Below are 25,683 nucleotides of genomic sequence, written 5' to 3'. Positions count from 1 at the left end.
TTTTAACCAAGACCTTGAAATCGAATTCTTGGAATCGAATTCTTGGAATTAGGTTCTTGGAATTAAGTTCTTGAAATAGGTTGCTGGATCAAGCCTTGGGGACAGGGGCTATGGGCAAAACGGAAGCGGGATTCGATTACGATCGTTATCACAGGCTGCTGGCGGAAGCCGTCGACGGGCCAAAACGGCTGGCGCTGATCAATCTCCTGATCGAAGAGAAGGCGAGGCAAAAGCTCTCGGAACAAGCCGTCCGCGAGCAAGTGGCGGGCCTCGGACTGGCGAAGCCGAAGTCGGACTTGCCGCGTTAACCATTCCTAACGGCCGCGCGACTAGGATTTCCGAATCAATCGGGGGTCTTCGCAAATGTCGCGCCGGATCATGCTGTCCGTCTTCGCTACCGCCGTCACCGCGATGACCGCAAGCGCCGCCGATCTTCCGACCCAGAGCCGGCTGGGAGCGATTTTCGCGGAGCCTTCGGAAGTTCGTGTCGAGGCCCGCGTCGAGGCTTATCGCGCACGCGAATATGTGGCTCCGATCATCCCGTACAATCTGCTTCCGAACCCGCCGTGGAATCGCGGCATCTATAATTACGGTTCGTCGTGGTCGTGGTATTACCCCGGCCCGTATTACGGCGGGCCTTACGTAGGATACGCCGTCCGGCTGCCCTATGTGTGCGGGCTTTACGGGTACTGCTTTTAGGTGGCGTACTCGTGATTGCTGCTTGCTCGATGAGCCATTTTCCAATCTTGCTGGTGCGGGTCATGCCGACCCCTGCGACGAGTACTTGCTGATCCGTCGTCATGTCTTCCCGTTCGCCAGCATCCTGGCGCGGATCTCGGATTTCAGCACCTTGCCTACTTTGGAACGCGGAAGGTCATCCCAGACTTCAATCTGCTTGGGCGTTTTGACGCTCCCGACCCGCTGCTTCACGAAGGCCGATACCGCGGCGACATCGACGGTGCGTCCTGCTCTCGGCTGCACCACGGCGACAACGCGTTCGCCCCACTTCTCGTCCGGCAAACCGATGACGGCACAATCCTGAATGGTTTCGTGGGCCTGAAGGGCGTTCTCAACCTCGACGGAATAGACGTTGAAGCCGCCGGTAATGATCATGTCTTTTGCGCGATCGACGATGTAAAGAAAATTGTCCGCGTCCAGGTATCCGATATCACCCGTATGATGCCAGCCGTGCACGGAGGCCTCCGCCGTTGCTTCGGCGTTCTTGTAGTACCCATCCATCACCAGCGACCCACGAACGACGATTTCGCCGCGTTCTCCGGCCGGCATCAGATTGCCCTCGCCATCCATGATGCCGACCCGAACCAGCGGCCCGACACGGCCCGCCGACGACAAACGTTCAGTCGCGATCGAACCGTCGGCATTGTAATGGTCCTCAGGCGGCATCATCGAGATCATCATCGGTGCTTCGGTCTGCCCAAAGAGCTGTGCCATCGGGCCGATCTTTTCCAGCGCCTCGGTCAGGCGCACCACCGAAATCGGGGCCGCGCCGTACCAGAAGCATTGCAGCGAGCCGAGATCAGCGCCTTCGAGCTTCGGATGATCCAGCAGCATGTAGATGACGGTTGGCGGAAGGAACGTGTGCGTGACCCGGTAGCGTGCGATCAGATCGAGGAATTCGCCGATGTCTGGATGATGCATGATAACCACCCTGCCTCCGAGCGCCATGATGGGAAAGCACAGCACACCGGCAGCATGCGGCAGCGGCGCCAGCGCCAGATAGGTCGGGCGCCCCTTGAACGGATAGCCCATCAGGGTCAGCGCAGTCATCGTTTCGATGTTGCGTCCCGAGAGCATCACGCCTTTGGGTTTGCCGGTCGTTCCGCCGGTGCCGGGTATGAGCGCAAGATCATCAACGGGATCGAGCTGAAAGGGCTGGCCGTCGACATCGGCAAGCCAACGCTCGAACGACGGCGCGAAAGATATCTCGGTGTCGAGACATACGAGCTTGCGCAGCTTCGGCAGATGAGACCTTAATTTGTCGACCATCGGCGCGAAGCCGCTGTGAAACAGCAACAGGCTGCAATCGGACGCATCGAGAATGAACTGGTTTTCTGCCGCCTCGTTGCGTGGATTGATCGGACACCAGACAGCTCCGGCGCGCGAAATGCCGAATACGCAGGCAAAGGCGGTCGGATCGTTGCCGGACAGGATCGCGACTTTCTCCCCGGGGCTAGTGCCGGAATTGGCGAGCCCGCGTGCGATCCGATAGCTAAGGCGCTGCACGTCACCATAGCTCAGGTCCTTTCCGTCCATGGTCAGACATGGCGCATCAGCACCAAGCGACGCGCCCTTATCCAAATAGTCGACAAGCCGCACGGACTACCTCCCTCCCGGAAAGAAGGCGGGTGGCGCGGTCGTACGCGCCACCGGTTGCATCAATTGTGAACCGTCAGAATTGGGTTCATCACCAGTCCGAAGCTTCGCAACTGGCCCAGCAGTTCCCGATGCCCGAACGCCTGACAGGCGGAGGCAAAGCCAACCTTCTTGGGAGCAGCCTGCAGCAGCGAGAATGCGGCGTAGGCCTGCAGCATTCCGGTCTGCTTGTAGTTGCAATTTCCGTGGATCACGCAATGGGCGCGACCAAGCGGTCCCGACGCATAGACGGAGTCGATCGAGGTATTGATGCGCGGATTCTCGCGCGGCGGCATGGTTGCTTGCAGCGTCGCCGCTATATCGGCCAGCGCCTTCTCTTGCTGGTCGGGCGGAAGCGGCTTGATTTTCTGTTTCACCATCTCCTGGGTTTGAACCACGCCCAACATAACGTCCCGCTGCATGACGCCGCCGAGCACCCTGCAGTTCGACACGCGCGGATCGTTCTTGAACCAGACCGGATGCGCAGTGCCGCCCCACGGCACGGCGATGGCGCCCTCATGCTGACCGGGAACGTTGACCTCGAAATTGGCAGTGACATCCCATTCAACAAATTTGTTCTGGACGAGGTAGTACCAGTTCGCCTTGAGGATGGTGAAAATCGTCTGCGTCGAGGCATAGGTGGGGAAGCCCTTCCACAGGACCAGGATATCGAGCGTATCGAGCCCGGGCGTTTCGAGGCATATGTTCGCTGCGATTTCTCCTGTTGTGTACATCTGCGCGACGTTGGGCGCGAGCAGCAATCCTTTTTCCGCAAATTTTGTCCCCCAGCGTTCCTGCGCTAGCAGCACCCAGTCCTGTTCGCCGGTCGTATCAGAATAATGACAGCCGGCCGCAAGACAGGCTTCGACAACCTCCGGACCATACTTGATAAATGGGCCGACCATATTGCTCACGACCTTCGCGCCCTTGAACAGCTTAGTCAGCGCTTCGACTGTGTGCTCAACCTCGGCGACTTCGTAGTCCGCGGTCTCGATGCCGGGAATTTTTTCGACAACCGCTTTCACTTTGGCGGCGTCGCGGCCGGCGGCAATAAAGGGAATGTTGTATTCCCGCAGATATTCACAAACCAGACGCCCCGTGTAGCCAGAAACACCATAGACGACGACAGGTTTTTTCTCGCTCATGTTCATATCCTCCCGAATTTCTATTCTTTGCGTTTGGCGATTTACATGCCCATGCCGCCGTCGACCGGCAAGCCGGCACCCGTGATGAAGCGCGCCTCGTTGGAGCAAAGGAAAACAGCGGCGTCGGCCATGTCGCCGACCTCGCCCAACCGGCCAAGCGGCGTCTGCTCGACGACCGAGGCGACGGCGGCGGCGACGTCGGGTGCGAGTCCTGCGGCGACGATGTCGTTGGCCAGTTGCATGCCCATGTCGGTGGGGACAAGTCCGGGATAGAGACAGTTGATCCGCACGCCGTAACCCAGCTTGCCCGCTTCCATCGCGGCGACCCGCGTCATGCGGTCAACAGCCGATTTAGTGCCGGAGTACCCGGCAATGGCCGGGAATGCGATCGTGGCCGCGACCGAGGCGATATTGACGATGGCGCCGCCGGCTCCTGCACTCCCCCCAGGCCGCATCGCACGAAACGCATGCTTCATACCGAGACCGGTGCCGACGATGTTGACGTCGCACATCCGGCGCAGATCCTCAGCCTTAAGATCGACGACGAGCGAGGTAATCTCGATGCCTGCATTGTTGATCAGAATGTCGTAACCACCGAGTGTGGCGATGGTGGCTGCGACAGCCGTTTCCCATTGCGCGTCGTCGGTGACGTTCAGTTCCACAAAGCCGGTTTTGGCGCCTGTTTCTGCAAGACGGCCGGCGGTTTGCTTGCCGAGATCGGCGAGAATGTCGCCGATCATCACGGAAGCGCCGGCATTCGCAAGCGCCGCTGCGATCGCAGCGCCGATGCCTCGCGCGCCGCCAGTGACCAGAGCCTTGCGGCCTGCCAGACTTTTTTCACCCATCGTATACTCCTCCCTTCATGATTTCATTGTTGTGACGCGCCGCTGCCTGCCGAGCGGTCAGGATGCCGCCCGGTGGGCGAGCCTGTTGCTCATCAGAAAAGACTGTCGGCTGACCGGAATGAACGGTTGGGTAGCGCTGGTGTGCTGCCTGCTCTTCCTCCCCGTGCGCAGCTTCTTCCGGCTGCGATGCTTGGAAACTTGACACTTGCCCAAGAATATCTTGACGATTGTCCAAAATCTATACACTTGTCAAGTAATCCTTGAACCACGAGGGTGGAGGATGATTTCGCAGGGCGCTTCGGGGCATGATTGCTGCCGAGGTGACGCGGTGATTCGGAGTTTAGGCGTGCGCAAAGAATCCGGAGTGATGCAGCGGAAAATTGAAACGACGAGACGGCCGAATAGGCCCTCGGATCGAATCGAGCGCTCGCGTGTCGACAAATTCAGTGCGCGACGAATCGAACTTGCCGAAGCCGCGTTGGAAACATTGGCCGAACTCGGCTATGCGAGGACCAGCCTGCGCGAGATCGCGCAGAAATCCGAGTTTACGCACGGCGTGCTGCACTATTACTTCAGCGACAAGGTCGACCTGATCTGCTGTTGCGTTCGTCACTACAAGGCGAAGTGCGTCACGCGTTACGACCAGGTCACGTCGAGCGCGCAGAGCCGCGACGAACTGATGAAGGGTTTTCTGGAAAAGCTCGGCGAGACGGTTCGCGACGAGGCGCGGATGCATCGCCTCTGGTACGACCTTCGCTCGCAGTCTCTGTTTGAAGAGGCCTTTCGCGACGACGTCGCCGAGATCGACAAGAGCCTGGAAGATATGGTGTGGCGCGTCGCGTCCCGCTTCGCCTCACTTGGTGGCCGACAGCCTGTCGTCTCCCGGGGCGCTCTCTATGCGCTGTTTGATGGACTCTTCCAGCGATGCCTGCTGCGGCATCTCTCGGGCGATCGCAAGGCGATCGCGGACCTGCGGGAAGAAGTGGAGCGCCTTCTCCCGACCGTTGCATAACGGCTGGCGGCCGTTCAAACTGGCTATTGCAAGCCAAGCGAAGCAAACCAGCTTTGGAGAACCGAAGAAAGCTGGATTGCTTCGTCGCGGAGCCTGTCATCGGGCGCGCGTCCGCGCGACCCGTTGGCTCCTCGCAATGACGATCAAAAAAAGATCGCTCGCGCAGGATCACCCCTTCCCGCCGACTTCCTTCGCAAAGGTGTCGCGCAAGCCGATGGTGCGGTTGAACACGAGGTGATCCGGCGTCGAGTCCTTGTCTTTGACAAAATAGCCCTGCCGCTCGAACTGCATCGGTTCGGGCGAATTGGCTTCAGCGATCGCCGGCTCGACCCGCGCGTCGTGCAGAATTTCCAGCGATTGCGGGTTGAGATCGGCGGCGAAATTAGCGGCGTCCGGTGTGGGTTTTGAGAACAACTGGTTGTAGATGCGGATTTCGGCCGGCACCGACTGGGCCGCCGGCAGCCAGTGCATGGTGGCCTTGACCTTGCGTCCGTCGGGCGCATTGCCGCCGCGGGTTGCGGGATCGTAGGTGCAGCGCAGTTCGATCACCTCGCCGGCGGCATTTTTCACGACCTCGCGGCACGTGATAAAATAGGCGTAGCGCAGCCGGACTTCGGTTCCCGGCGAAAGCCTGAAAAACTTCTTCGGCGGGTTTTCCATGAAATCGTCGCGCTCGATGAAGAGCTCGCGGCCGAACGCGATCCGGCGGGTGCCGGCGGCGGGATCGTCCGGATGGTTTTGCGCCTCGATCTCTTCGCTCATCCCTTCCGGATAATTCTCGATCACGACTTTCAGCGGCCGCAGCACGGCCATGCGCCGCAGTGACGTCTTGTTGAGAGCCTCGCGGATCGAGAATTCCAGCATGTTGACGTCGACGACGCTGTTGGCCTTGGCAACCCCGATGCGCTTGACGAATTCGCGGATCGCGGCCGGCGGCACGCCGCGGCGTTTCAATCCGGCGATCGTCGGCATGCGCGGATCGTCCCAGCCCGAGACGTGGCCACCGCGCACGAGCTCTGTCAGCACGCGCTTGGACAACAGCGTATAGGTCAGATTGAGCCGCGCGAATTCATACTGGTGCGGTTTCGAGGGCACCGGCAGCTTGTCGAGCAGCCAGTCGTAAAGCGGCCGGTGGTCCTCGAATTCCAGCGTGCAGATCGAATGGGTGATGCCCTCGATCGCGTCCGACTGGCCGTGGGCGTAATCATAGCTCGGATAGATCGACCATTTGTCGCCGGTGCGCGGATGCGTCGCGTGCAGGATGCGATAGAGCACGGGGTCGCGCAGATTGATGTTGCCCGAGGACATGTCGATCTTGGCGCGCAGCACGCGCGCGCCGTTTGGAAATTCGCCGGCTTTCATGCGGCGAAACAGGTCGAGATTTTCCGCAACCGGGCGGTCGCGAAACGGACTGTTCTTGCCGGGCTCTGTCAGCGTGCCCCGCGTGAGCCGGATCTCTTCCTGCGACTGGTCGTCGACATAGGCGTCGCCGTTGCGGATCAAGATCTCCGCCCACTCGTAAAGCCGCTCGAAATAATCGGAGGCATAGAACAGGTTCTTGCCCCAGTCGTAGCCGAGCCAGTGCACGTCGGCCTGGATGGAATCGATATATTCCTGCTCTTCTTTGGTGGGATTGGTATCGTCGAACCGCAGATGGCAGCGGCCGGAAAACTCCTGCGCGATGCCGAAATTGAGCGCGATCGACTTGGCGTGCCCGATATGCAAATAGCCGTTCGGCTCCGGCGGGAAGCGCGTCACGATCACGCTGTGTCTATGGCTGTCGAGGTCGGCCTGGACGATGTCGCGAATGAAATCGCGCCCCGCCTCTGCCGCTACCGGTTCTGTCGTCATTCTCATGTCCAGTTCGGGATTCATGCGGACGTTCTGCCAAATCCGCACCCCCTAAGGAAGGCTTTAGTTATGCATAGTTCCTGCTATACACCACCGCGCCTCTGGCATGCCCCTTTTGTCCGCGACCTGCTCCCGTAATGACCGCTCCCGTCGTCACCCGCTTCGCCCCCTCGCCGACCGGCTTTCTCCATATCGGAGGAGCCCGCACGGCGCTGTTCAACTGGCTCTACGCGCGCAAGCTCGGCGGCAAGATGCTGCTGCGGATCGAGGACACCGACCGGGAGCGATCGACCAAGGAGGCGATTGCGGCCATCCTGGACGGCTTGAAATGGCTCGAGCTCGATTGGGACGGCGAGGTCATCTACCAGTTCTCCCGGGCCGCGCGCCACCGCGAGGTGGCGGAACAACTGCTCGCCAGCGGCAAGGCCTACCGCTGCTATGCCACCCCGGATGAGCTCGACGATATGCGCAAGAAGGCGCGGGCCGAGGGCCGCACCCGTCTCTATAACGGGTTATGGCGCGACCGCGACCCTTCCGAAGCGCCCCTTGGTGTGCCGCCCGCGATCCGCCTCAAGGCGCCGTTGACCGGTGAGACCGTGATCGAGGATCAGGTCCAGGGCCGCGTGGTCTGGCAGAACGAGACCCTCGACGATCTCATCCTGCTGCGCGCCGACGGCAATCCGACCTATATGCTCGCGGTCGTGGTCGACGACCACGACATGGGCGTCACCCACGTCATCCGCGGCGACGACCATTTGATCAACGCCGCGCGCCAGAAGCAGATCTACGACGCGCTCGGATGGGACATTCCGAACATGTCGCATATTCCGCTGATCCACGGCCCCGACGGCTCGAAGCTGTCAAAACGCCATGGCGCGCTGGGTGTCGAGGCCTATCGCGCGCTCGGCTATTTGCCGGCGGCGCTGCGCAACTATCTGGTCCGGCTCGGATGGAGCCATGGCGACCAGGAGATATTTTCCACCGACGAGATGATCGCAGCCTTCGACCTCTCCGGCATCGGCCGCTCGGCGGCGCGGTTCGATTTCGCCAAGCTGGAAAACCTCAACGGCCATTATATCCGCCACGCCGACGATCAATCTCTCGTGACCATGTTCGAAGGCGTTCTGGATTACGTCCCCAACGGTTCCGATCTCAAGGCAAAACTCAACGACACCACGCGCGCGCAATTGCTGCAGGCGATGCCGAGCCTGAAGGAGCGCGCCAAGACGCTGATCGAATTGATCGACGGCTCCTATTTCATCTTCGCCGACCGGCCGCTCGAGATCGAGCCGAAGGCGGCTGCGGTATTGACGGACGAAAATCGCACGCTGATCGCCAGGCTTCGTGCCGCGCTCGAAGCGGTCGACCCCTGGACTTCGGAAACCACGGAAGCCGCGATGCGGGCTTTCACCGAGGCCAACAATCTCAAGCTCGGCGCGGTGGCCCAGCCGCTGCGCGCGGCGCTGACCGGCCGCACCACTTCGCCCGGCATCTTCGACGTGCTTTCAGTATTGGGGAAACAGGAATGCCTGGCCCGGCTTGCCGATCAGGCCCCCTCATAGGGTGGTATTGCGGGCCGGGAATGCCCATCTTGCAGTGCACACAGCAATAAGATACCCATTTAAGAGGTGCCTTCTGAACAGCCGGCTTCCCGCGCCATCCCTATATTGGTAGGGCCTGCCCGAGACGCCGGTTCACGCAACGATCTCATCGGGGACTTCACGATGGACGCAACATCCAACGCCAAAACTGCAACGCTGACGGTCGGCAACAAGACCTACGATTTCCCGATTTTAAGCGGCACCGTCGGGCCTGATGTCATCGACATCGCCAAGCTCTACGGCCAGTCCGGGATGTTCACCTACGACCCCGGATTCACCTCCACGGCGAGCTGCCAGTCCAAGATCACCTATATCGACGGCGATGCCGGCATCCTGGAATACCGCGGCTACCCGATCGAGCAGCTCGCGGAAAACGGCGACTTCCTCGAAACCTGCTACCTCCTGCTGTACGGCGAACTGCCGACCAAGGCGCAGAAGGAAGATTTTGATAGCCGCGTGATCCATCACACCATGGTCCACGAGCAGATGGCGCGGTTTTTCCAGGGGTTCCGCCGCGACGCCCATCCGATGGCGATCATGGTGGCCGCCGTCGGCGCGCTGGCCGCGTTCTATCACGACTCCACCGACATCAACGATCCGACCCAGCGCATGATCGCATCGATGCGGATGATCGCGAAAGTCCCGACGCTGGCCGCGATGGCCTACAAATACACCATCGGTCAGCCCTTCATTTATCCGAAGAACTCGCTCTCCTTCGCCGAGAACTTTTTGAACATGTGCTTCGCGGTGCCCTGCGAGGAATACAAGATCAACCCGGTGCTGGCGAACGCGCTCGACAAAATCTTCATCCTGCACGCCGACCACGAGCAGAACGCCTCGACCTCGACGGTGAGGATCGCCGGTTCCTCCGGCGCCAACCCCTTCGCCTGCATCGCCGCCGGCATTGCCTGCCTGTGGGGCCCGGCGCACGGCGGCGCCAACGAGGCTGCGCTTGCGATGCTGGCCGAGATCGGCACGGTCGACAACATTCCCGAGTTCATCAGGAAGGTGAAAGATAAAAACAGCGAAGTCCGCCTGATGGGTTTTGGCCACCGCGTCTACAAGAACTACGATCCGCGCGCCAAGATCATGCAGAAGATGTGTCACGCCGTGCTGGCCGAGACCGGCCATGGCGACGACCCGATGCTGAAGGTCGCGCTGGAACTGGAAAAGATCGCGCTGCACGATCAGTATTTCATCGACCGCAAGCTGTACCCGAATGTCGACTTCTATTCGGGCATCACGCTGAAGGCGATGGGCTTCCCGACCTCGATGTTCACCGTGCTGTTCGCGGTCGCCCGCACCGTCGGCTGGATCAGCCAGTGGAGCGAGATGATCGAGGATCCGCAGCAGAAGATCGGCCGGCCGCGCCAGCTCTACACCGGCGTGCCGCGCCGCGAATACGTCGATATCGACAAGCGCAAATAACAGGTCGACGGCGGATGCGGCCGGTCCGCATCACGCAGCGGACACGCTACGGCACCGAACGGTTGAACAACAGCGCGCCGAGCGAGCGGGCGAATTCTTCCGTGCAGATGGCGCCGGTCTTGCCGGCGAGCCTGGGCCAGCGTTCCGTGATGTCGGCGAGCGTGACGTTCTCCACCACGCGCGGATGGTTGACGCACACGGCGCCCGCATCGGTCCAGCCGGCCTCGAAGGCCATGCGAGGATCATTCGCGGGGACCCGGGTGCTGCGCGCATCATAGAGATCGATGCGCATGCCGTTCCTGGTGGTGCCGCTGCCGTCGCCGCCGTAGTCCGCCCGCACCATGCGCAGGCACGCATTGTAAAGCGTCAGATACGACGGCGGGGAAGCCTCGGTTTGTTGCTGCAAGGCCTTCTCGTTCACGGCCTCCCCGGAAAGCGTATACACCGGCCAGGCCCGCTTCTGCCACGGGTGATAACCGAAGCGGATGCACTTGCCCATGGCGCCGCCGGTGCAGGCGAGCTCGAACGCACCGGCCTCGCCGTCAGCGAAGCGTCCATCCGCCGCCGAGAAGCGACCGCGAACCGGAATTGCCTGACGCCGCCCGTCAGGACCGGCCTGGCATACGGGTTCCCAGGATCCATCCGGCGCCTCGACCGACAGACTATGCAGCCAGAGCCGATCGGCCTCGGAAACCTCGGCGCGCTTGTCGTCAGGGTCGGGCTCGATGCCGTCGAGGCGGACACGCAGCACGCGGTTGCCCTGATCGATCAGCAGATTGGCGCCGATGAGATCGGGCGAGCGCAGCACGCGGCCGTCGGCGAGCGTGATCTTGAAGCGCGTGCCTTCGACCTCGAGCGTTTGCACAGGCGCGGCATCGGTGGCGGGCCCGGCAACACCGAGCGGAATGGCCACGGCGGTCAGAACGGTAAGCAGCGCAGCAAGCCACGCCGCGCGTAACGCGATATCAATCGGTCTAGATAACGACATGTCGGCCCCACAGTTGGAGGCGAAAACGGGGCGGTCGCGATGATGGCCACCCCGTTGGTCGTGTGCTGCGCTTAACGCCGCGGAAGTTCGACCGCAACCACGCGGCCGAACTCGCCGGCGGAATTGGTGGACTGCACGTTAGTGGACAAAATGTTCGAGGTGAGCCCGTTGAGGGTCAGGATCCCGGACGGCACGCCCTGGGCCAAAGCTGGCGCCGCTGCCAGCATGGCGAGCGCGACACCCGTCAACATCATTTTCACGATCTTATGTGTCATCCGAAATCTCCGTTTGTCGTGTGCTGCGCTTAGCGGCGCGGAAGTTCGACCGCAACCACGCGGCCGAGTGCGCCGGCGGAATTGGTCGACTGTGCGTTAGTGGTGAGCAAGTTGGTGGACCGCGCGTTGGCAGTCCCGAGCCCGGGATCGGCCAAAGCTGGCGCCGCCGCCAACATGGCGAGCGCGACACCCGTCAACATCACATTCATGATCTTACGTGTCATAGAAAATCTCCATCCATTGTACGATACAGGTTTTGGCACGATACAGGTTTTGGCACGATACAGGTTTTGATGCGGCGCCAGACCGAGGCATAAGTTCGGCCATGCCGCCCCCACAGTTGGAGACGAAAACGGGGCGGTCGCGATGATGGCCACCCCGTTGGTCGTGTGCTGCGCTTAGCGGCGCGGAAGTTCGACGGCAACCACGCGGCCGAGCTCGCCGGCGGAATTGGTCGACTGTGCGTTAGTGGTGAGCAAGTTGGTGGACAGCCCGTTGACGGTCCCGAGCCCGCACGTCGGGCACTGGGCCAAAGCTGGCGCCGCCGCCAACATGGCGAACGCGGCACCCGTCAACATCATCTTCACGATCTTATGTGTCATCCGAAATCTCCATTCGGTGTGCTGCGCTTAACGGCGCGGAAGTTCGACCGCAACCACGCGGCCGAGTGCGCCGGCGGAATTGGTCGACTGTGCGTTAGTGGTGAGCGTGTTGGTGGTGAGCGAGTTGCTGCTGAGCGCGTTCGCGGTGAGCGTGTTGAAGGAGAGCGCGTTGGTGGTCCCGAGCCCGGGATCGGCCAAAGCTGGCGCCGCTCCGAGCACGGTGAGCGCGGCACCCGCCAACACCACATTCATTATGTAGTCTGTCATCCGAAATCTCCATTGCATCATACAGGTTTGATGCAGCGCCAGATCGGGCACAGGTTCGAAGCCGTGGCCGAAAAGGCCCGCACACCCATCCAAACCACGTCCGCGCGCTCCTGGCTTGGACTCAACGGAAGTACGTACGGACTAAAAGGAAATTGGCACGTTTTTTGATGCATCTTTTGATGCATCGCACTCATTTGAGGAGAATAATCCGGGTTCAGCGGTGTTGACCCCGGGTTCAGCGGAGTTGAAATGCAGCAGAACTCAAGCATTATCCGGCTTTCGACGGAGGATTTTCCCGAACGCGACCGCGTCGCGATCTTTCGCGAGCAGTTCGGGCGCAGCCAGTTCGGGCTCGACATCGCGGCGCTGCCGCAAGTTCCATTTAGATTGACCTCGACGATGCGGTCGCTGCCGGGGGCCGTGATCACCTCCAACGTGGGTAGCGGCGTGCGCGTATGGCGAACCCGCGAGTTCCTTGCCGACGGCCGGGATGACCTTATCATGATCATGAACTTGCAAGGCCCGAGTGTCGTTGCGCAACGGGGCGAAGAGATCGTGCTCGATGAGCGGTCGGCTACCCTCGGCACGATCGGCGAATTCGGCGGAATCCTGCGACCGCAAACGAACCATCGCAGCCTCATTGTGAACCTGCCGCGGGCCGCGATTGGCCCGCTTATGCCTAATGCAGACGACGCCGTGTTACGGCCGATTGCGCCGGATTGCACGGCGCTCCGCCTGCTAATCCGATATGCCGGCGCCCTGCTGGACATTGACGCGCCTTTGCAGCCGGAATTGCAACGATGCATCGTCGACCACATCTACGATCTCGTTGCCGCAGCGGTTGGCGGGACACGCGATGCGATCGAGGTCGCCAGGGGCCGCGGCATCCCGGCGGCGCGGCTGAGCGCGATCAAAAGCGACATCCTGGGAAATCTGCTCAGCCGCAATCTCTCGATTGAGACTATCTGCGCCCGCCACGGCATTACGCCGCGCTACCTGCGCATGCTGTTTGCGGGCGAGCAAACGACATTCTCCGACTTTGTCACCGGCCGGCGGCTCGCCTTGGTTCTGCGCAAATTGCGTAATCCCGACCGCGCCGGACACACGATCAGTGCCGTCGCCTACGAATGCGGGTTTGGCGATCTCTCTTATTTCAATCGCGTTTTTCGTCGCCAGTTCGGCATGACGCCTTCGGACGTGCGGGCGCAGGGTGTCGCAACAAGACGCTGATACCGATCGAGACTTTCAGGCATCAGCTTATATGCGGGCGTGGCGGGCATACGCTGGCGCGCGGCGTTGCCGCGCTCCTCACCATGAGGTCTAGAGCGTGATGACTTTAGGTTGAGGCGCAGCGGTGACTTCTCCCTCGCCCCGCTCTTCGCGGGGAGAGGGTTGGGGTGAGGGGCTGTTTCCGCGAATGCTGAAGCACAACGTATGCGGAGAATCCCCCTCACCCGGATCGCTGCGCGATCCGACCTCTCCCCGCGAGCGGGGCGAGGTGATCGAACTTGCGCAGGCGACGATTCAACTCAAAATCATCAGGCTCTAGGCTAATTCGTTCGCCGCGCCAGGAAAACGGGGCGGTCGCGATGATGGCCACCCCGTTTGTCGTGTGCTGCGCTTAACGGCGCGGAAGTTCGACCGCAACCACGCGGCCGAGCGCGCCGGCGGAATTGGTCGACTGTGCGTTAGTGCTGAGCAAGTTGGTGGACAGCCCATTGTATGTCCCGAGCCCGCACGTCGGGCACTGGGCCAAAGCTGGCGCCGCTGCCAGCATGGCGAACGCGGCACCCGTCAACATCATCTTCACGATCTTATGTGTCATCCGAAATCTCCGTTTATCGCGTGCTGCGCTTAACGGCGCGGAAGTTCGACCGCAACCACGCGGCCGAACTCGCCCGCGGAATTGGTCGACTGTGCGTTAGTGCTGAGCAAGTTGGTGGACCGCGCGTTGGTAGTCCCGAGCCCGGGATCGGCCAAAGCTGGCGCCGCTCCGAGCACGGCGAGCGCAACACCCGTCAACATCATCTTCACGATCTTATGTGTCATCCGAAATCTCCATTGCATCATACAGGTTTGACGCAGCGCCAGATCGGGCACAGGTTCGAAGCTATGGCCGAAAAGGCCTGCACACCCTCCAAACCACGTCCGCGCGCTCCTGGCTTGGACTCGGCGGAAGTACATACGGACTAAAAGGAAATCTCACGCGCTTTTTGATGCATCGCACTCATTTGAAGAGAATAATCCGGGTTCATCGGTGTTGACCCGGGTTCAGCGGTGTTGATGGTTGATGCAGCAGAACTCAGACATCATTCGGTATTCGACAGAGAATTCTCTCGAACGCGACGGCGTCGCGATCGTTCGCGGGCAGTTCGGGCGCAGTGTTTTCGGGCTTGACATCGAGCCGCTGCCGGACGCCGGATTTCGTTCCGCCATGACGATCCGGATCCGATCGCTCGGCGGCGCCTCGATGTCGTTGAACGTGGGCGGCGGCATGCGCGCATGGCGAACCCCCGAGCTTCTCGCCGACGGCCGCGATGACCTTGTCATGATCATGAACCTGCAAAGCCCGAGCCTCGTGACGCAACGAGGTCAGCAGTTCGTGCTCGATGAGCGGGCGGCGACGCTCGTTACGCTCGGCGAGATCGCTGTAGTCACCTGGCCGACGCCGGATCATCGCATTCTTATGCTCAACTTGCCGCGCGCGGCGATCGGCCCGCTTGTCCCAAATGCAGACGATGCCGTCATGCGGCCGATTCCGCCCGGTTGCGACGCGCTGCGCCTATTGATCAACTACGCCGGCATCTTGCAGAATACCGGCGGACCGTTGCGGCCGGAATTTCAACGAATAGTCGTCGACCACATCTACGATCTCGTTGCCGCAGCGGTTGGCGGGACACGCGACGCGATCGAGGTCGCCAGGGGCCGCGGCATCCCGGCGGCGCGGCTGAGCGCGATCAAGAGCGACATCCTGGGAAATCTGCTCAGCCGCAATCTCTCGATTGAGGTTGTTTGCGACCGCCACGGCATCACCCCGCGTTACCTCCGTATGCTGTTTGCGGGCGAGCAAACGACATTCTCCGACTTTGTCACCGGCCGGCGGCTCGCCTTGGTTCTGCGCAAATTGCGTAATCCCGCCCGCGCCGGACACACGATCAGCGCCATCGCCTATGAATGCGGGTTTGGCGATCTCTCTTATTTCAATCGCGTTTTTCGCCGGCAGTTCGGCATGACGCCCTCGGAGGTGCGGGCGCAGGGCGTGGCAATAAAAGGCTGATCGCGAAACTCGTCATGCCCGGGCTTGTCCCCGGGCATCCACGTCTTTGTGGTATCTAGACGAGAAAGACGTGGATGGCCGGGACAAGCCCGGCCATGACGAAATATCGAGTCAAATGCTGGATGCATTTCCGTTCAGCCTCCTCAGGATGACGGATTACTAACTCGCGCGCCGCGCCTTCCGCATCGTCGCCAGCACGATGTCGGCGGCCCGCACGCTCGGCGGCTGATCGCCGGTCGACATGATGGTGTCGATTTTTGCAAACGCTTCGACCTGCCGCTGTCGCAAGGGAGACTCCTCAAGCACCTCGCGCAGCGCCCGCGACAGCTTCTCGGCCGTGCATTCCTCCTGCAAAAATTCGGGAACGACATTTTCGCCGACCACGAGGTTGGCAAGGATGACCGAACTTGTGCGGATCGCGCGGCGCAGGATCCACGCCTCGACGGCGCCGACCTTGTAGGCCGTGACCATCGGCACGCCCGCGAGCGCAAGTTCGAGCGTCACCGTGCCCGACTTGGCAAGTGCGGCGCGGGCGATCCGGAATGCCGACCGCTTTTCCTGCTCGCCGATCGCGATCCGCGGCTCGACCTTCCAGTTTTTGACTCCCTCGCGAACCGCTTCCTGCAAATGCGGCATGGTCGGCAGGACCGGTTCGAACGCTGTGCCTTCCGCCTTGAGCCGGTCCAGCGTCTCGCCGAACACCGCCAAATGATGCCTGATCTCGCTGCGGCGGCTGCCGGGAAGCACCAGCAGAACCGGCGGCGCCGCGCTCCGCCGCCGCTGCTCATCGGGGTTCGGCCGCAGCGTTGCGATCTGCTCGGTCAGGGGATGGCCGACATAGCTGCAGGGCGGACCGCGCAGCCTTGAATATTCCGCCGGCTCGAACGGCAACAGGCCAAGGACGTGATCGATATAGGTGCGCATCGCGCGCGCGCGGCCGGGCCGCCACGCCCAGACCGATGGCGATACGTAGTCGATGATGGGAATTAAGGGATCGCGGGCACGGACGCGCCGTGCCACGCGATGGGTAAAATCCGGACTGTCGATGATCACCAGAATGTCGGGCGAGGTCTCCGTCACCGCCGCGGTAGTCGTCCGGATCAGGCGCAGGATCTTCGGCAATTGCCTGACGACGCCGGCGAAACCGATGATCGACAATTCCTCGATCGGAAACAGCGACGTCAATCCCTCGCGCTTCATCTGTTGGCCGCCGACGCCTTCGAACCACACCGCGCCGCCGAGACGCTGGCGCAATATTTTCATCAGCCCGGCGCCGAGGCGGTCGCCGGATTCCTCGGTCGCGACCAGGAATATCTTGCGCGCGACGTCCGTGGTTGTTCGCGCCTGCATCACGCGGGCAAACCGGTCACGAACAGGCCTGCCGCGTCAGCGGCTTCGATCACCGCCTGCGGTTCGGCGACAACCGTGTTGCCGGCAACGATCGCGATCCCGGCAAGTTTTGCTGCCGCCGCGCCCTCGACGGTTCGCGGCCCGACCGTCGGAAGATCGAAGCGCAGGTCCTGGCCGCTCTTCGGCGCCTTCACCAGCACGCCGCGCCCGGAGCTAGCGCGGATGCGGCCTTCCCCGCGCAGCCGCGCCACCCGCTTAAGCAATCCGTCGGTGCCCTCGATATCCTCCACCGCGACCACATGACCGTCGATCACGACCGCGGCCTGGCCGATGTCGAACGGACTGAGCGCGCGGAGCACCTCGCGTCCCCTCAAAATATCGGCGGCGGCATCCTGGTCGGGGGTTGCGCGCGTGAGGCATCCCTCGGGCATCAGCAAGTCCGGGGCGACGTCCCTGATCCCGACCATGCGGAAACCGTCTTGTTCGAAAATGCGGCCGATCCCGGAGAGCAGATGATCGTCCCCGCCCCGGAACGCGGCCCACACCCGGCCGATGACCCGAAGCGTCCCCCAATCCAGCCTGATCTCCGACAATGCCGGCCGCACCAGCGTGCCGATGAACACGAGGTCGCGGCAGTTCTCGCTGCGAAACAGTTTGATCGCGCGGCCGAGCTGGCCGACCGAAATCCAGTGATGGCGAAAACGCGCTACCGCCACCGGATCGCAGGCCCCCCTCAGCGCAAACAGGACGGGATCGATGCCGCGCGCGGCAAGCGAATCGGCGACCGCGAACGGCATGACGCCGCCTGCCGCGATCAGGCCGACCGGTGATGAAATCTCCAAAGCCTTTGAACTCTCCAAAGCCTTTGAAGTCTCCAAAGTATTGGCGGTCATGGCTCCGGCGACCTCGTCATCCCAGTCGGTTGCCGCCGTCGGCGGGAAGACACAGCGCCCGGTGCTGGCCGCCGGCGATGAAGGCCAGGATCTCCGCGATCGCGGGGTCTTCGGCAGCCAGCGGCTGCACTTCACTGAGCCTTTCGGCAAAAATGCCCGGCCCGTGAAACAGCTTTTGATAGAACGCGCGTACCGTGGCGAGCCGCTCGCGGGTAAACTTGCGGCGCTTCATGCCGATGATGTTGAGACCCTCGAGGCTCGCATATTGGCCGTTGACGAGGCCGAACGGGATCACGTCGCCGCGCACGCCGCAGACGCCGCCGACCATCACCTGCGGTCCGATCCGGGTGAACTGATGCACCGCGGACAATCCGCCGATAAAGACAAAATCGCCAATCTCGCAGTGGCCGCCGAGCGTCGCCGAAGTCGCGAAGATCACGTCATTGCCGACCTGGCAGTCGTGACCGACATGGCTGCAGTTCATGAAATAACCGCGGTCGCCAACGCGGGTAACGCCGCCGCCGCCGACACTGCCGGCGTTCATGGTCACCTGTTCGCGGATGGTGCAGCCCTGGCCGATCTCGAGTCTCGTCAGTTCGCCGCGATAGCTCAGCGCTTGTGGCGGCGTGCCCAATGAGACGAACGGATAGATCGTGCAGTCATCGCCGATCGTGGTCTGCGCGGTGATATGCACATGCCCGATCAGCTTGCAGTTGTTGCCGATCACGACGTGCGGGCCGATCATGCAATAGGGACCAACAGAGGTACCCTCGCCGATCACAGCGCCATCTTCAATCCGCGCGGTGGGATCGATCATGCTCATCGAATGGGTCCAGAATTGGCTATGCGCCGGTCGCTAAAATGTTGGGTTTTCAGGTGGTTACCGCGACATGCCGATGGTGTCTAGTGACGTATGGTTACGCCGTATTTCGTTAATGCCGATTGGCCGTCCCGAGACCGGTCGCCGCCCTATCAGTCCGTCAGCATCGCGCCGACGTCGGCCTCTGCCACCGTTGCGCCGCTGACCTTGGCGTCGCCGTGAAACCACCACATGGTCTTGCGCCGGCCGATCGAGCGCATGTGATATTCGATGGTGTCGCCGGGCATCACGGGCTTACGGAATTTGCACTTGTCGATGGTGAGAAAATAAACCGCGCGCGGCTTTTCGGTGCCCTCGACCGATTTGATACCGATCACGCCGGCGGTCTGCGCCATCGCTTCGATCATCATCACGCCGGGATAGACCGGGCGGTCTGGAAAATGACCGAGGAACGGCGGTTCGTTGAAGGTGACGTTCTTGACGCCGATGCCTGAGTAATCGGTACGGATATTGATGACCCGATCGATCAGCAGCATCGGATAGCGATGCGGAAGCGTCTTGAGAATCTCGTTGATGTCCACAAGCTCGAATCGGACCGCTGCCTCCATCAATCGCGCCCCTCGTCCTTCGGACCGGCGCTGCCGTCGCGCACCAGACGCTCCACCGCAATGATCTCCCGGAACCATTGCTTGGTCGGCTTTGCAAAGTGGCCACCCCAGCGCCCGCCTGGTGGAATGTCATCCTTGACGGCACTCATCGCCGTGACCTGGGCGCCGTCGCCGATATGAAGATGGTTGTTGATGCCCACCTTGGCTCCCAGCGCGACATTGTCGCCGATCGTCAAACTGCCCGCGAGCCCGATCTGGGCCGCCAGCAGACAATGTCGGCCAATCGTCACATTGTGACCGATCTGGACCTGATTGTCGATTTTGGTGCCCTCGCCGATCACGGTGTCGCGCAGGCTGCCGCGGTCGATGGTGGTTCCGGCGCCGATCTCGACATCGTTCTGGATCAGGACGCGGCCGGTCTGCGGCACTTTCAGGTGCCCGTCCAGTCCAAAGAAGACAAACCCATAGCCATCCTGCCCGATGCTGCAGCCGGGATGGATCAGGACATTGTTGCCGATCAGCGCAAACTGAATTGAGCAATGGGCCCCGACGTTGCAATCCCTGCCGATCCTGACATTGGCGCCGATCACGGCCCCCGCGCCGATCACAGTGCCTGCGCCGATTTCGACGTTGGGGCCGATGACGGCCAAGGGATCGACGATGACGCCGTCTTCCAGGTGGGCGCTCGAATCGATGATGGCGGAGGCCGCGATGCCGGCATTGCCGAACCAGGACTGCGGCCGAAGCGCCTCGGAGTGCAGGTGACGCGCAATCTTCACAAATTCGCGGAACGGCTGGGTGGCGCGCAAGACGGCGACGTGGGCGGGGACGTCGGCTTCGAAACGGGCACTGACCAGACACGCCCCGGCTTTGGTCGACTTTAACTGGTCGGCATATTTCAGATTGTCGAAAAACGTCAGATGCATCGGGCCGGCTTCGTCGAGCGATGCCAGCCCCCTGACCTGTTGCCCGCCGCGCGACGGATCGGCCAAAAGCGCTCTTGTCAACGCGGCGATATCGGCCAGCGTCAACGGAGGCGGTTGTTCGAAGAATCTCGGCTGCGCCATTCCACCCGTCGCGGTCCGGCCGGTGATCGAACCAGAGCTCCGGTCCTGGGAAATCAGAACCTGACCCTCTCTCTGTCTTGACGCGTTTTCTTCACGCGAACCGGTGCCCACTTCGCTCGCAAACGCCTCAGAACGATGTCCCGCCGCCAAACTTGAACTGCTGCACGCGGTCAAACCTACCCTTGGTCAGCGGCACTGCATAGTCGAAGCGCAGCGGACCGAACGGCGATGCCCAGATCAAGCCGACACCCACGGAGCTGCGAACCACGTTACCCTTGTCGAACTGCAATCCCAAGCAGGTTCCGGGGCTGGGGGTAGGCTGTGGCGTCGACGGAATACAGCCGGGCACGTTGACTTCGCCGGTGGCAGCCCACGACGTCGGTCCCTGGTAATCCATCAGCCCGCCGGCATCGGCATAGACCGCGCCCTTCAAGCCCACTTCCTTCGGCAGGAACCAGAACGGCATCTGCAACTCGTATGACGCACCCCAATATTTGGTGCCGCCGAGCGCGTCCATCGTGCCGTACGGATAGATGTCGCGCGGCCCGATGCCGTTCGGGGCAAAACCGCGGACAAGATTCGGGCCCATCTGGAACTGATCGAGCATCCGCAGTTCGGTGTTGCCGACCTTGTTGAGGATGCCGCCCTGGACGTGGATCAGCCCGACGATATCGGAAACCAGCGGCGTGTAGTATTTCGCGTCGAACGCGCTCTTCAGATAGCTGACGTCGCCGCCGACGCCGGCGAAGTCCTGCTTGAAATCGATCAAGAGGCCGTCGGTCGGGTTCTTGTTGTTGTCCAGCGTGTTGTAGTCCAGCGAATAGCCGACCGACGAGGTCAGCGTCTTGCCGCTCGCGAGCTCCTTGCGGACCGGCAGCGACGCCTCGCCATCGCTGTAACACCAAAGACCGAGTCCCGTCGCGTCTGTCGCGCCCAAAGCGTTCGCTGCGGCAACGCCGTTCGCATTCACCCACGAGGGCGACGGATTGAAGGCGAGCAGACCGTTGCTCGGGTTGTTGTTACAATTTGCCAGATAGGACGGCAGCGAGATTTGCTGCTGATAGATCGAATAGCGGAGCTGCAACGAAAGATCCTCGCGCAGCGAGAATCCGAGCCGCGGACTGAAGCCCAGCGTCTTGGTGCCGTACGAGATAAAGGAGTTGGCCAGCTGCGTGCGCTGGAACAGGTCGAGGCCGAGCGCCACCCGATAATCCAACAGGTAAGGTTCGACCAGGGACAGCGAGTAGCCGCGCGCGTACTGGCCGTAAGTGACCGTCGCCTTGGCGAACAATCCGCGGCCGAGGAAGTTGCGTTCGGAGATGCTGACCTCGGCGAGCGCGCCGTCCGTTGTCGAATAGCCGCCCGATACCGAGAAGTCACCGGTGGATTTCTCTTCCAGATCGACGTTGAGAATCACCCGATCGCTCGAGGATCCGGGTTCGGCCGAGACTTTCACGTTCTTGAAGAAATCAAGGTTCTTCAGCCGGCGCTCGGCGCGGTCGACCAGCGCGCGGTTGTAGGCGTCGCCCTCGGAGATGTCGAATTCGCGGCGGATCACGTAGTCCCTTGTGCGGGTATTGCCGCGCACATTGATGCGCTCGATATAGGTTCGCGGGCCTTCGTCGATGGCGAAGATGATCGAAACGGTGTGGTTCTCGAAATTGCGGTCGCCGCGCGGGCGCACCACCGCAAAGGCGTAACCCCGCCGCGAGGCCTCGATCTGCATTTCCTCGACGGATTTCTCCAATGCCTCGGCGTTGTAGAGCGAGCCGACATTGACGTGCGAGAAGCTGCGAAGATCGTTTCCGTTGAGTGTCGAGATGCTGGACTGAAGCTCGACCGACGCAACCCGGTACTGCTGGCCCTCCTCGATCTTGAAGGTCACCAGAAAGCCCTTGCGCTCCGGATCATATTCGGTGAGCGCCGCCACCACCTGCACATCGGCAAAGCCGTGCTTCAAATAGAAGCGGCGAATCAGGTCGCGATCGGCTTCGACCCGGTCCGGATCGTAGACGTCGCCGCTGCCGAGGAAGCTCAGGAGATTCGATTCGTGGGTCTTGATGACGTCCTTGAGGCGATACGCCGAATAGGTGACGTTGCCGATGAATTCGATGGATTTGACGCCGGTCTTGGGGCCCTCGGTGATGGTGAAAACGAGATCGACGCGGTTGTTCGGCTGCTCGATGATTTCGGGCTCGACGTGGACGTCGTAGCGGCCGGAGCGGCGATAGATTTCGGCGATGCGCTGGGCGTCGGACTGCACCATCGGACGAGAAAACGTGCCGCGCGGCTTGGATTGGATTTCCGCCGAGAGCTGCTCGTCCTTGATCTTCTTGTTGCCCTCGAAGGCGACGCGCCCGATCACCGGATTTTCGACCACGGTCACCACCAAATGGCCGCCCGCCTGGTTGATCCTGACGTCCTGGAACAGCCCGGTCTCGATCAGCGCTTTCAGCCCGTCATCGATCGCCGCCTGATCGAGCCGCCCTCCGGGTCCCGGCTTGAAATACGAGCGAATGGTCTCGACTTCGACGCGCCGGTTCCCTTCGACCTCGATCGAAGACACCGACTGGGCCGCGGCAGGCGACGACACCAGGATAGCCGCCATCATCCCGGCGACCGGCAGGGCGCACATGACCAAGGCGGCAAACAAGCCCCCCCGCACTCGCATTCCAACATTCATGCGCAAAGCGCCCTTGTCATTCCAGTGCCGGCCCCCGCCCCCACGCGAGCCGGCAGATTCCCATTGATTGCTCAGCTTGTAGCCAATTTTGGCAAGGGGGCAAAAGTCCTATCGCAGTGTAATTCCAATTTCATTCCAAGACGTTGCCTATTGGCCACGTCACAAAAAAGCCGCCTTCAGGATGCCGCCAGATGCAGGATGTCGTTGTAGGTGGCAAACACCATCAGCATCAGCACCAGACCGAGCCCGATCCGGAACCCCATCTCCTGGGCCCGATCCGACAGCGGGCGCCCGCGCACAGCCTCGACCGCGTAGAACAAAAGATGACCGCCATCGAGCAGCGGTACGGGAAATAGATTCAACAACCCGATCGAGATCGAGAGCACGGCCGCCAGATGCACCAGCGCGCCAAGCCCGAAGGTGGCGACCTGACCGGAAATCTGGGCGATTCGAAGCGGGCCGCCGACCTGGTCGGCCGCCTCGCGGCCGGTAAAGATGCCGCCGATATAGGCCAGTGTCCGGTCAATCACGAACCAGGTTTCCTTGACCCCGAGCCAGAGCGCGGTGGCGGGATCAACCCGCTCGGTCGTGATGTCGCCGGCAACGGTCTTGCGGGTAATCCCCAGCACGCCGCCCCGATGGACATTGCCGAACGGGTCCTTCTGTTCGCGGAGTTCGGGGATGCCATGCAGTTGCAGCGTGGCATCGCCACGCTTGATCGTGAACGTCAAATGCTCGCCGGGCCTGACGGTGACGATCCGCTGCATGTCCGAGAAACTGTCGATCTTGGTGCCGTCGATCGCGGTGACGACGTCGCCGACCTGAAAACCGGCGGCCGCCGCCGGGCTGCCCGCCTCTACCTGATCGACGAGCGCAGTCGTGCTGGGCTTGCCGAAGAACGTGAACAGGAAGGTGAAGATCAGGATGGCCAGAATGAAATTGGCAATCGGCCCGGCGGCGACGATCGCCGCGCGCGCTCCGACTTTCTTGTGATGGAAGCTGCCCTTGCGCTCTTCCTCGGTCATGCCCGCGAGCACGTCGACGGATGGCGTCGAGGCCTCGCTGTCGTCACCGAAGAACTTGACGTAGCCGCCGAGCGGGACCGCCGAGATCTTCCAGCGCGTCCCATGGCGGTCGTTGAAGCCGAACAATTCCGGCCCGAAGCCGAGCGAGAACGTTAACACTTTCACGCCCGTCCAGCGCGCAATCAGGAAATGGCCGAGCTCGTGGAAGAACACGACGATCGTCAGGACGAACAAAAAGGGGATGATGTAACCGATGAGCCCATGACTCAACGTGCTGAAACCATGAAGAAAAAACTCGGACATCCGATTCCCCTAACCAGAGCTGGAGGCCCTGTCTCCCCAACCCTCTAGGATGCCTTTAAGGCAATTTGAGGCAATAGGGTGGCAGCTTTATTTCGCGCGTTATGGTCAACGGCAATGGCGTCGTCGGCCGACGTCAACGGTGCCAGATTGCCGGCGCGAATCCAGGCCTCGATGGTGGCTTCAACCAGCCGCGCGATCGCGCCGAACCTGATCTTGCCGGCGATGAAGGCTGCGACCGCCACCTCGTTCGCGGCGTTATATACCGTAGTTGCACCGCGTCCGGTCCTTAAAGAATCGTAAGCCAGCCGGAGCGCCGGGAACCGGTCGAAATCCGGCGCCTCGAAGGTCAGCTGTCCGATTTTTGCCAGGTCGAGCTTGGCTGCCGGCCCATTGATGCGGTCGGGCCAGCCGAGGCAATGCGCGATCGGGGTCCGCATGTCCGGCGCGCCCAATTGCGCGACCACCGAACGATCGGAGAATTCCACCATGCCATGGATGATCGATTGCGGATGCACCAGCACGTCGATTTCATCCGGCGCCAGCGCGAACAGATAGGAGGCTTCGATGACTTCGAGCCCCTTGTTCATCATCGAGGCGGAATCGATGGTGATCTTCTGCCCCATGCTCCAGTTCGGATGTTTTAGGGCCTGCGCCAGCGTCGCCTGCTCGATATCGGCAATGGCCCAGGTGCGGAACGGCCCGCCGGAGGCGGTGATGATCACGCGGACCAGTTCTTCGCGATTTCCCGAGCCCAGCGCCTGAAACAGCGCATTATGCTCGGAATCGGCGGGCAGGATGCAGGCGCCAGCTTTTGCCGCGCGCTGCATGAAGAAGTCGCCCGCACAGACCAGGCATTCCTTGTTGGCGAGCGCAACGGTTGCGCCGCGATCGACCGCGGCGAGTGCAGGCTTCAATCCGGCCGCGCCGCTGACTGCCGCCATCACCCAATCCGCCGGCCGCGCCGCCGCCTCGATGACAGCGCTTTCGCCGGCGCCGCATTCGGTCCGCGTGCCGGCGAGCGCATCCTTCAATTCTGCGAGGCGCGCGGGATCGGCCACCGCCGCAAACCGCGCGCCGAACTCTTTTGCCAGTTTTGCCAGCGCCTGGACGTTGGAATTCGCGGTCAGCGCCTCGACCTGATAGCGGTCGCGCGCGCCCCGCAGCAAATCCATGGTGCTGTCGCCGATGGAACCGGTGGCGCCGAGGACGCTCACGGTGCGTATATCGGATACCGCGGCTTTGCTGTTACGCAAGGGAACTGCGCTCATGT

General features: G+C 61.8%; 26 protein-coding genes. 7 read left to right on the top strand and 19 right to left on the bottom strand.

Translation table 11 applies throughout. The features are described 5' to 3' along the window. The first annotated feature begins 110 nt into the window (after nt 1-110). Nucleotides 111-308 carry a hypothetical protein gene (locus tag B5526_RS35810; protein ID WP_079544335.1) on the top strand — a complete coding sequence of 66 codons (198 nt, stop codon included), beginning with the start codon at nt 111-113 and terminating at the stop codon, nt 306-308. A gap of 55 nt (nt 309-363) precedes the next feature. After that, nucleotides 364-699, top strand: coding sequence for a hypothetical protein (locus B5526_RS35805; RefSeq protein ID WP_079544334.1), 336 nt, complete (start codon nt 364-366; stop codon nt 697-699). A 99-nt stretch (nt 700-798) separates the two neighbouring features. Here the strand turns inward: B5526_RS35805 and B5526_RS35800 are convergent, their stop codons facing one another. The 3 genes from B5526_RS35800 to B5526_RS35790 are packed head-to-tail and all read right to left on the bottom strand — an operon-like array spanning nt 799 to nt 4,363. Continuing rightward, the gene (locus B5526_RS35800; RefSeq protein WP_079544333.1) at nt 799-2,337 is read right to left on the bottom strand and encodes an AMP-binding protein; all 1,539 of its coding nucleotides are present in this window, start codon (nt 2,335-2,337) and stop codon (nt 799-801) included. A gap of 59 nt (nt 2,338-2,396) precedes the next feature. Beyond that, nucleotides 2,397-3,518, bottom strand: a complete 1,122-nt coding sequence (locus tag B5526_RS35795; protein ID WP_079545929.1) for a DUF5938 domain-containing protein — start codon at nt 3,516-3,518, stop codon at nt 2,397-2,399. Between the two features lie 41 nt (nt 3,519-3,559). After that, complete coding sequence (locus B5526_RS35790) at nt 3,560-4,363, bottom strand: SDR family NAD(P)-dependent oxidoreductase (protein ID WP_079544332.1); 804 nt, start codon at nt 4,361-4,363, stop codon at nt 3,560-3,562. A gap of 346 nt (nt 4,364-4,709) precedes the next feature. Between B5526_RS35790 and B5526_RS35785 the strand changes: the two genes are divergently transcribed. Further along, the gene (locus tag B5526_RS35785) at nt 4,710-5,375 is read left to right on the top strand and encodes a TetR/AcrR family transcriptional regulator (protein ID WP_244562146.1); all 666 of its coding nucleotides are present in this window, start codon (nt 4,710-4,712) and stop codon (nt 5,373-5,375) included. A 168-nt stretch (nt 5,376-5,543) separates the two neighbouring features. Here B5526_RS35785 and B5526_RS35780 read toward each other — a convergent pair whose 3' ends face one another. Then, nucleotides 5,544-7,226, bottom strand: a complete 1,683-nt coding sequence (locus B5526_RS35780; RefSeq protein WP_433994611.1) for a glutamine--tRNA ligase/YqeY domain fusion protein — start codon at nt 7,224-7,226, stop codon at nt 5,544-5,546. Nucleotides 7,227-7,363: 137 nt separating this feature from the next. On the opposite strand from B5526_RS35780, the gene gltX reads away from it, so the two are divergent. Together gltX and gltA are read left to right on the top strand one after the other, a co-directional pair. Next, nucleotides 7,364-8,788 (top strand): glutamate--tRNA ligase, encoded by a 1,425-nt coding sequence (gene gltX, locus B5526_RS35775; protein ID WP_079544331.1) that lies wholly within the window; start codon nt 7,364-7,366, stop codon nt 8,786-8,788. A 162-nt stretch (nt 8,789-8,950) separates the two neighbouring features. Further along, nucleotides 8,951-10,255 (top strand): citrate synthase, encoded by a 1,305-nt coding sequence (gene gltA / locus B5526_RS35770; RefSeq protein WP_079544330.1) that lies wholly within the window; start codon nt 8,951-8,953, stop codon nt 10,253-10,255. 46 nt (nt 10,256-10,301) lie between these two features. On the opposite strand, the gene B5526_RS35765 is transcribed toward gltA, so the two are convergent. The 5 genes from B5526_RS35765 to B5526_RS35745 all read right to left on the bottom strand — a co-directional run bounded on the left by B5526_RS35765 (nt 10,302) and on the right by B5526_RS35745 (nt 12,387). Then, on the bottom strand, nt 10,302-11,243 hold the full coding sequence (locus B5526_RS35765; protein ID WP_079544329.1) for an ADYC domain-containing protein: 942 nt from the start codon (nt 11,241-11,243) through the stop codon (nt 10,302-10,304). A gap of 71 nt (nt 11,244-11,314) precedes the next feature. Further along, the gene (locus B5526_RS35760) at nt 11,315-11,518 is read right to left on the bottom strand and encodes a hypothetical protein (protein ID WP_079544328.1); all 204 of its coding nucleotides are present in this window, start codon (nt 11,516-11,518) and stop codon (nt 11,315-11,317) included. Between the two features lie 29 nt (nt 11,519-11,547). Next, nucleotides 11,548-11,742 carry a hypothetical protein gene (locus tag B5526_RS35755; RefSeq protein ID WP_154071623.1) on the bottom strand — a complete coding sequence of 65 codons (195 nt, stop codon included), beginning with the start codon at nt 11,740-11,742 and terminating at the stop codon, nt 11,548-11,550. A gap of 174 nt (nt 11,743-11,916) precedes the next feature. Then, nucleotides 11,917-12,120, bottom strand: a complete 204-nt coding sequence (locus tag B5526_RS35750; protein ID WP_079544326.1) for a hypothetical protein — start codon at nt 12,118-12,120, stop codon at nt 11,917-11,919. Between the two features lie 27 nt (nt 12,121-12,147). After that, the gene (locus B5526_RS35745) at nt 12,148-12,387 is read right to left on the bottom strand and encodes a hypothetical protein (protein ID WP_154071622.1); all 240 of its coding nucleotides are present in this window, start codon (nt 12,385-12,387) and stop codon (nt 12,148-12,150) included. Between the two features lie 249 nt (nt 12,388-12,636). Between B5526_RS35745 and B5526_RS35740 the strand changes: the two genes are divergently transcribed. Continuing rightward, the gene (locus B5526_RS35740; RefSeq protein ID WP_079544324.1) at nt 12,637-13,617 is read left to right on the top strand and encodes a helix-turn-helix transcriptional regulator; all 981 of its coding nucleotides are present in this window, start codon (nt 12,637-12,639) and stop codon (nt 13,615-13,617) included. A 391-nt stretch (nt 13,618-14,008) separates the two neighbouring features. Here the strand turns inward: B5526_RS35740 and B5526_RS35735 are convergent, their stop codons facing one another. Then, nucleotides 14,009-14,212 (bottom strand): hypothetical protein, encoded by a 204-nt coding sequence (locus B5526_RS35735; protein ID WP_079544323.1) that lies wholly within the window; start codon nt 14,210-14,212, stop codon nt 14,009-14,011. Nucleotides 14,213-14,241: 29 nt separating this feature from the next. After that, nucleotides 14,242-14,436: a hypothetical protein gene (locus B5526_RS35730; protein ID WP_079544322.1), complete on the bottom strand. Its 195-nt coding sequence runs from the start codon at nt 14,434-14,436 to the stop codon at nt 14,242-14,244. A gap of 241 nt (nt 14,437-14,677) precedes the next feature. Between B5526_RS35730 and B5526_RS35725 the strand changes: the two genes are divergently transcribed. After that, complete coding sequence (locus B5526_RS35725; RefSeq protein WP_079544321.1) at nt 14,678-15,664, top strand: helix-turn-helix transcriptional regulator; 987 nt, start codon at nt 14,678-14,680, stop codon at nt 15,662-15,664. Nucleotides 15,665-15,823: 159 nt separating this feature from the next. Here B5526_RS35725 and lpxB read toward each other — a convergent pair whose 3' ends face one another. From lpxB to dxr, 8 genes are all read right to left on the bottom strand, one after another. Further along, nucleotides 15,824-17,014, bottom strand: coding sequence for a lipid-A-disaccharide synthase (gene lpxB, locus B5526_RS35720; RefSeq protein WP_079544320.1), 1,191 nt, complete (start codon nt 17,012-17,014; stop codon nt 15,824-15,826). After that, complete coding sequence (locus B5526_RS35715) at nt 17,014-17,907, bottom strand: LpxI family protein (RefSeq protein WP_079544319.1); 894 nt, start codon at nt 17,905-17,907, stop codon at nt 17,014-17,016. The genes lpxB and B5526_RS35715 overlap by 1 nt, the downstream gene beginning before the upstream one ends. A gap of 16 nt (nt 17,908-17,923) precedes the next feature. Further along, nucleotides 17,924-18,730 carry an acyl-ACP--UDP-N-acetylglucosamine O-acyltransferase gene (lpxA, locus tag B5526_RS35710; RefSeq protein WP_079544318.1) on the bottom strand — a complete coding sequence of 269 codons (807 nt, stop codon included), beginning with the start codon at nt 18,728-18,730 and terminating at the stop codon, nt 17,924-17,926. A gap of 149 nt (nt 18,731-18,879) precedes the next feature. Further along, a complete protein-coding gene (fabZ, locus tag B5526_RS35705) occupies nt 18,880-19,335 on the bottom strand; it encodes a 3-hydroxyacyl-ACP dehydratase FabZ (protein WP_079544317.1) in 456 nt (151 codons plus the stop codon). Next, a complete protein-coding gene (lpxD, locus tag B5526_RS35700; RefSeq protein ID WP_079544316.1) occupies nt 19,335-20,402 on the bottom strand; it encodes a UDP-3-O-(3-hydroxymyristoyl)glucosamine N-acyltransferase in 1,068 nt (355 codons plus the stop codon). Before lpxD ends, fabZ begins: the two co-directional genes overlap by 1 nt. A gap of 127 nt (nt 20,403-20,529) precedes the next feature. After that, entirely contained in the window at nt 20,530-23,085 is a 2,556-nt protein-coding gene (bamA, locus tag B5526_RS35695) for an outer membrane protein assembly factor BamA (RefSeq protein WP_079544315.1), read from the bottom strand. Nucleotides 23,086-23,261: 176 nt separating this feature from the next. After that, a complete protein-coding gene (locus B5526_RS35690) occupies nt 23,262-24,413 on the bottom strand; it encodes a M50 family metallopeptidase (RefSeq protein WP_079544314.1) in 1,152 nt (383 codons plus the stop codon). Between the two features lie 44 nt (nt 24,414-24,457). After that, a complete protein-coding gene (gene dxr / locus B5526_RS35685) occupies nt 24,458-25,681 on the bottom strand; it encodes a 1-deoxy-D-xylulose-5-phosphate reductoisomerase (protein WP_079545923.1) in 1,224 nt (407 codons plus the stop codon). Between the last annotated feature and the right edge of the window lie 2 nt (nt 25,682-25,683).

The organism is Bradyrhizobium lablabi, from assembly GCF_900141755.1.
Classification (GTDB): Bacteria; Pseudomonadota; Alphaproteobacteria; order Rhizobiales; family Xanthobacteraceae; genus Bradyrhizobium; species Bradyrhizobium lablabi_A.
Note: the sequence above shows the minus strand (reverse complement) of the source record. Positions and strands in the feature narration are given on the sequence as shown.

Bases quoted from the DNA above. Each gene is read 5' to 3' on its own strand.
- B5526_RS35810 (WP_079544335.1), top strand. From the start codon at position 111: ATGGGCAAAACGGAAGCGGGATTCGATTACGATCGTTATCACAGGCTG.
- B5526_RS35805 (WP_079544334.1), top strand. From the start codon at position 364: ATGTCGCGCCGGATCATGCTGTCCGTCTTCGCTACCGCCGTCACCGCG.
- B5526_RS35795 (WP_079545929.1), bottom strand. From the start codon at position 3,518: ATGAGCGAGAAAAAACCTGTCGTCGTCTATGGTGTTTCTGGCTACACG.
- B5526_RS35790 (WP_079544332.1), bottom strand. From the start codon at position 4,363: ATGGGTGAAAAAAGTCTGGCAGGCCGCAAGGCTCTGGTCACTGGCGGC.
- B5526_RS35780 (WP_433994611.1), bottom strand. From the start codon at position 7,226: ATGACGACAGAACCGGTAGCGGCAGAGGCGGGGCGCGATTTCATTCGC.
- gltX (WP_079544331.1), top strand. From the start codon at position 7,364: ATGACCGCTCCCGTCGTCACCCGCTTCGCCCCCTCGCCGACCGGCTTT.
- gltA (WP_079544330.1), top strand. From the start codon at position 8,951: ATGGACGCAACATCCAACGCCAAAACTGCAACGCTGACGGTCGGCAAC.
- B5526_RS35765 (WP_079544329.1), bottom strand. From the start codon at position 11,243: ATGTCGTTATCTAGACCGATTGATATCGCGTTACGCGCGGCGTGGCTT.
- B5526_RS35760 (WP_079544328.1), bottom strand. From the start codon at position 11,518: ATGACACATAAGATCGTGAAAATGATGTTGACGGGTGTCGCGCTCGCC.
- B5526_RS35755 (WP_154071623.1), bottom strand. From the start codon at position 11,742: ATGACACGTAAGATCATGAATGTGATGTTGACGGGTGTCGCGCTCGCC.
- B5526_RS35750 (WP_079544326.1), bottom strand. From the start codon at position 12,120: ATGACACATAAGATCGTGAAGATGATGTTGACGGGTGCCGCGTTCGCC.
- B5526_RS35745 (WP_154071622.1), bottom strand. From the start codon at position 12,387: ATGACAGACTACATAATGAATGTGGTGTTGGCGGGTGCCGCGCTCACC.
- B5526_RS35740 (WP_079544324.1), top strand. From the start codon at position 12,637: ATGCAGCAGAACTCAAGCATTATCCGGCTTTCGACGGAGGATTTTCCC.
- B5526_RS35735 (WP_079544323.1), bottom strand. From the start codon at position 14,212: ATGACACATAAGATCGTGAAGATGATGTTGACGGGTGCCGCGTTCGCC.
- B5526_RS35730 (WP_079544322.1), bottom strand. From the start codon at position 14,436: ATGACACATAAGATCGTGAAGATGATGTTGACGGGTGTTGCGCTCGCC.
- B5526_RS35725 (WP_079544321.1), top strand. From the start codon at position 14,678: ATGCAGCAGAACTCAGACATCATTCGGTATTCGACAGAGAATTCTCTC.
- lpxB (WP_079544320.1), bottom strand. From the start codon at position 17,014: ATGCAGGCGCGAACAACCACGGACGTCGCGCGCAAGATATTCCTGGTC.
- B5526_RS35715 (WP_079544319.1), bottom strand. From the start codon at position 17,907: ATGACCGCCAATACTTTGGAGACTTCAAAGGCTTTGGAGAGTTCAAAG.
- lpxA (WP_079544318.1), bottom strand. From the start codon at position 18,730: ATGAGCATGATCGATCCCACCGCGCGGATTGAAGATGGCGCTGTGATC.
- fabZ (WP_079544317.1), bottom strand. From the start codon at position 19,335: ATGGAGGCAGCGGTCCGATTCGAGCTTGTGGACATCAACGAGATTCTC.
- lpxD (WP_079544316.1), bottom strand. From the start codon at position 20,402: ATGGCGCAGCCGAGATTCTTCGAACAACCGCCTCCGTTGACGCTGGCC.
- bamA (WP_079544315.1), bottom strand. From the start codon at position 23,085: ATGAATGTTGGAATGCGAGTGCGGGGGGGCTTGTTTGCCGCCTTGGTC.
- B5526_RS35690 (WP_079544314.1), bottom strand. From the start codon at position 24,413: ATGTCCGAGTTTTTTCTTCATGGTTTCAGCACGTTGAGTCATGGGCTC.
- dxr (WP_079545923.1), bottom strand. From the start codon at position 25,681: ATGAGCGCAGTTCCCTTGCGTAACAGCAAAGCCGCGGTATCCGATATA.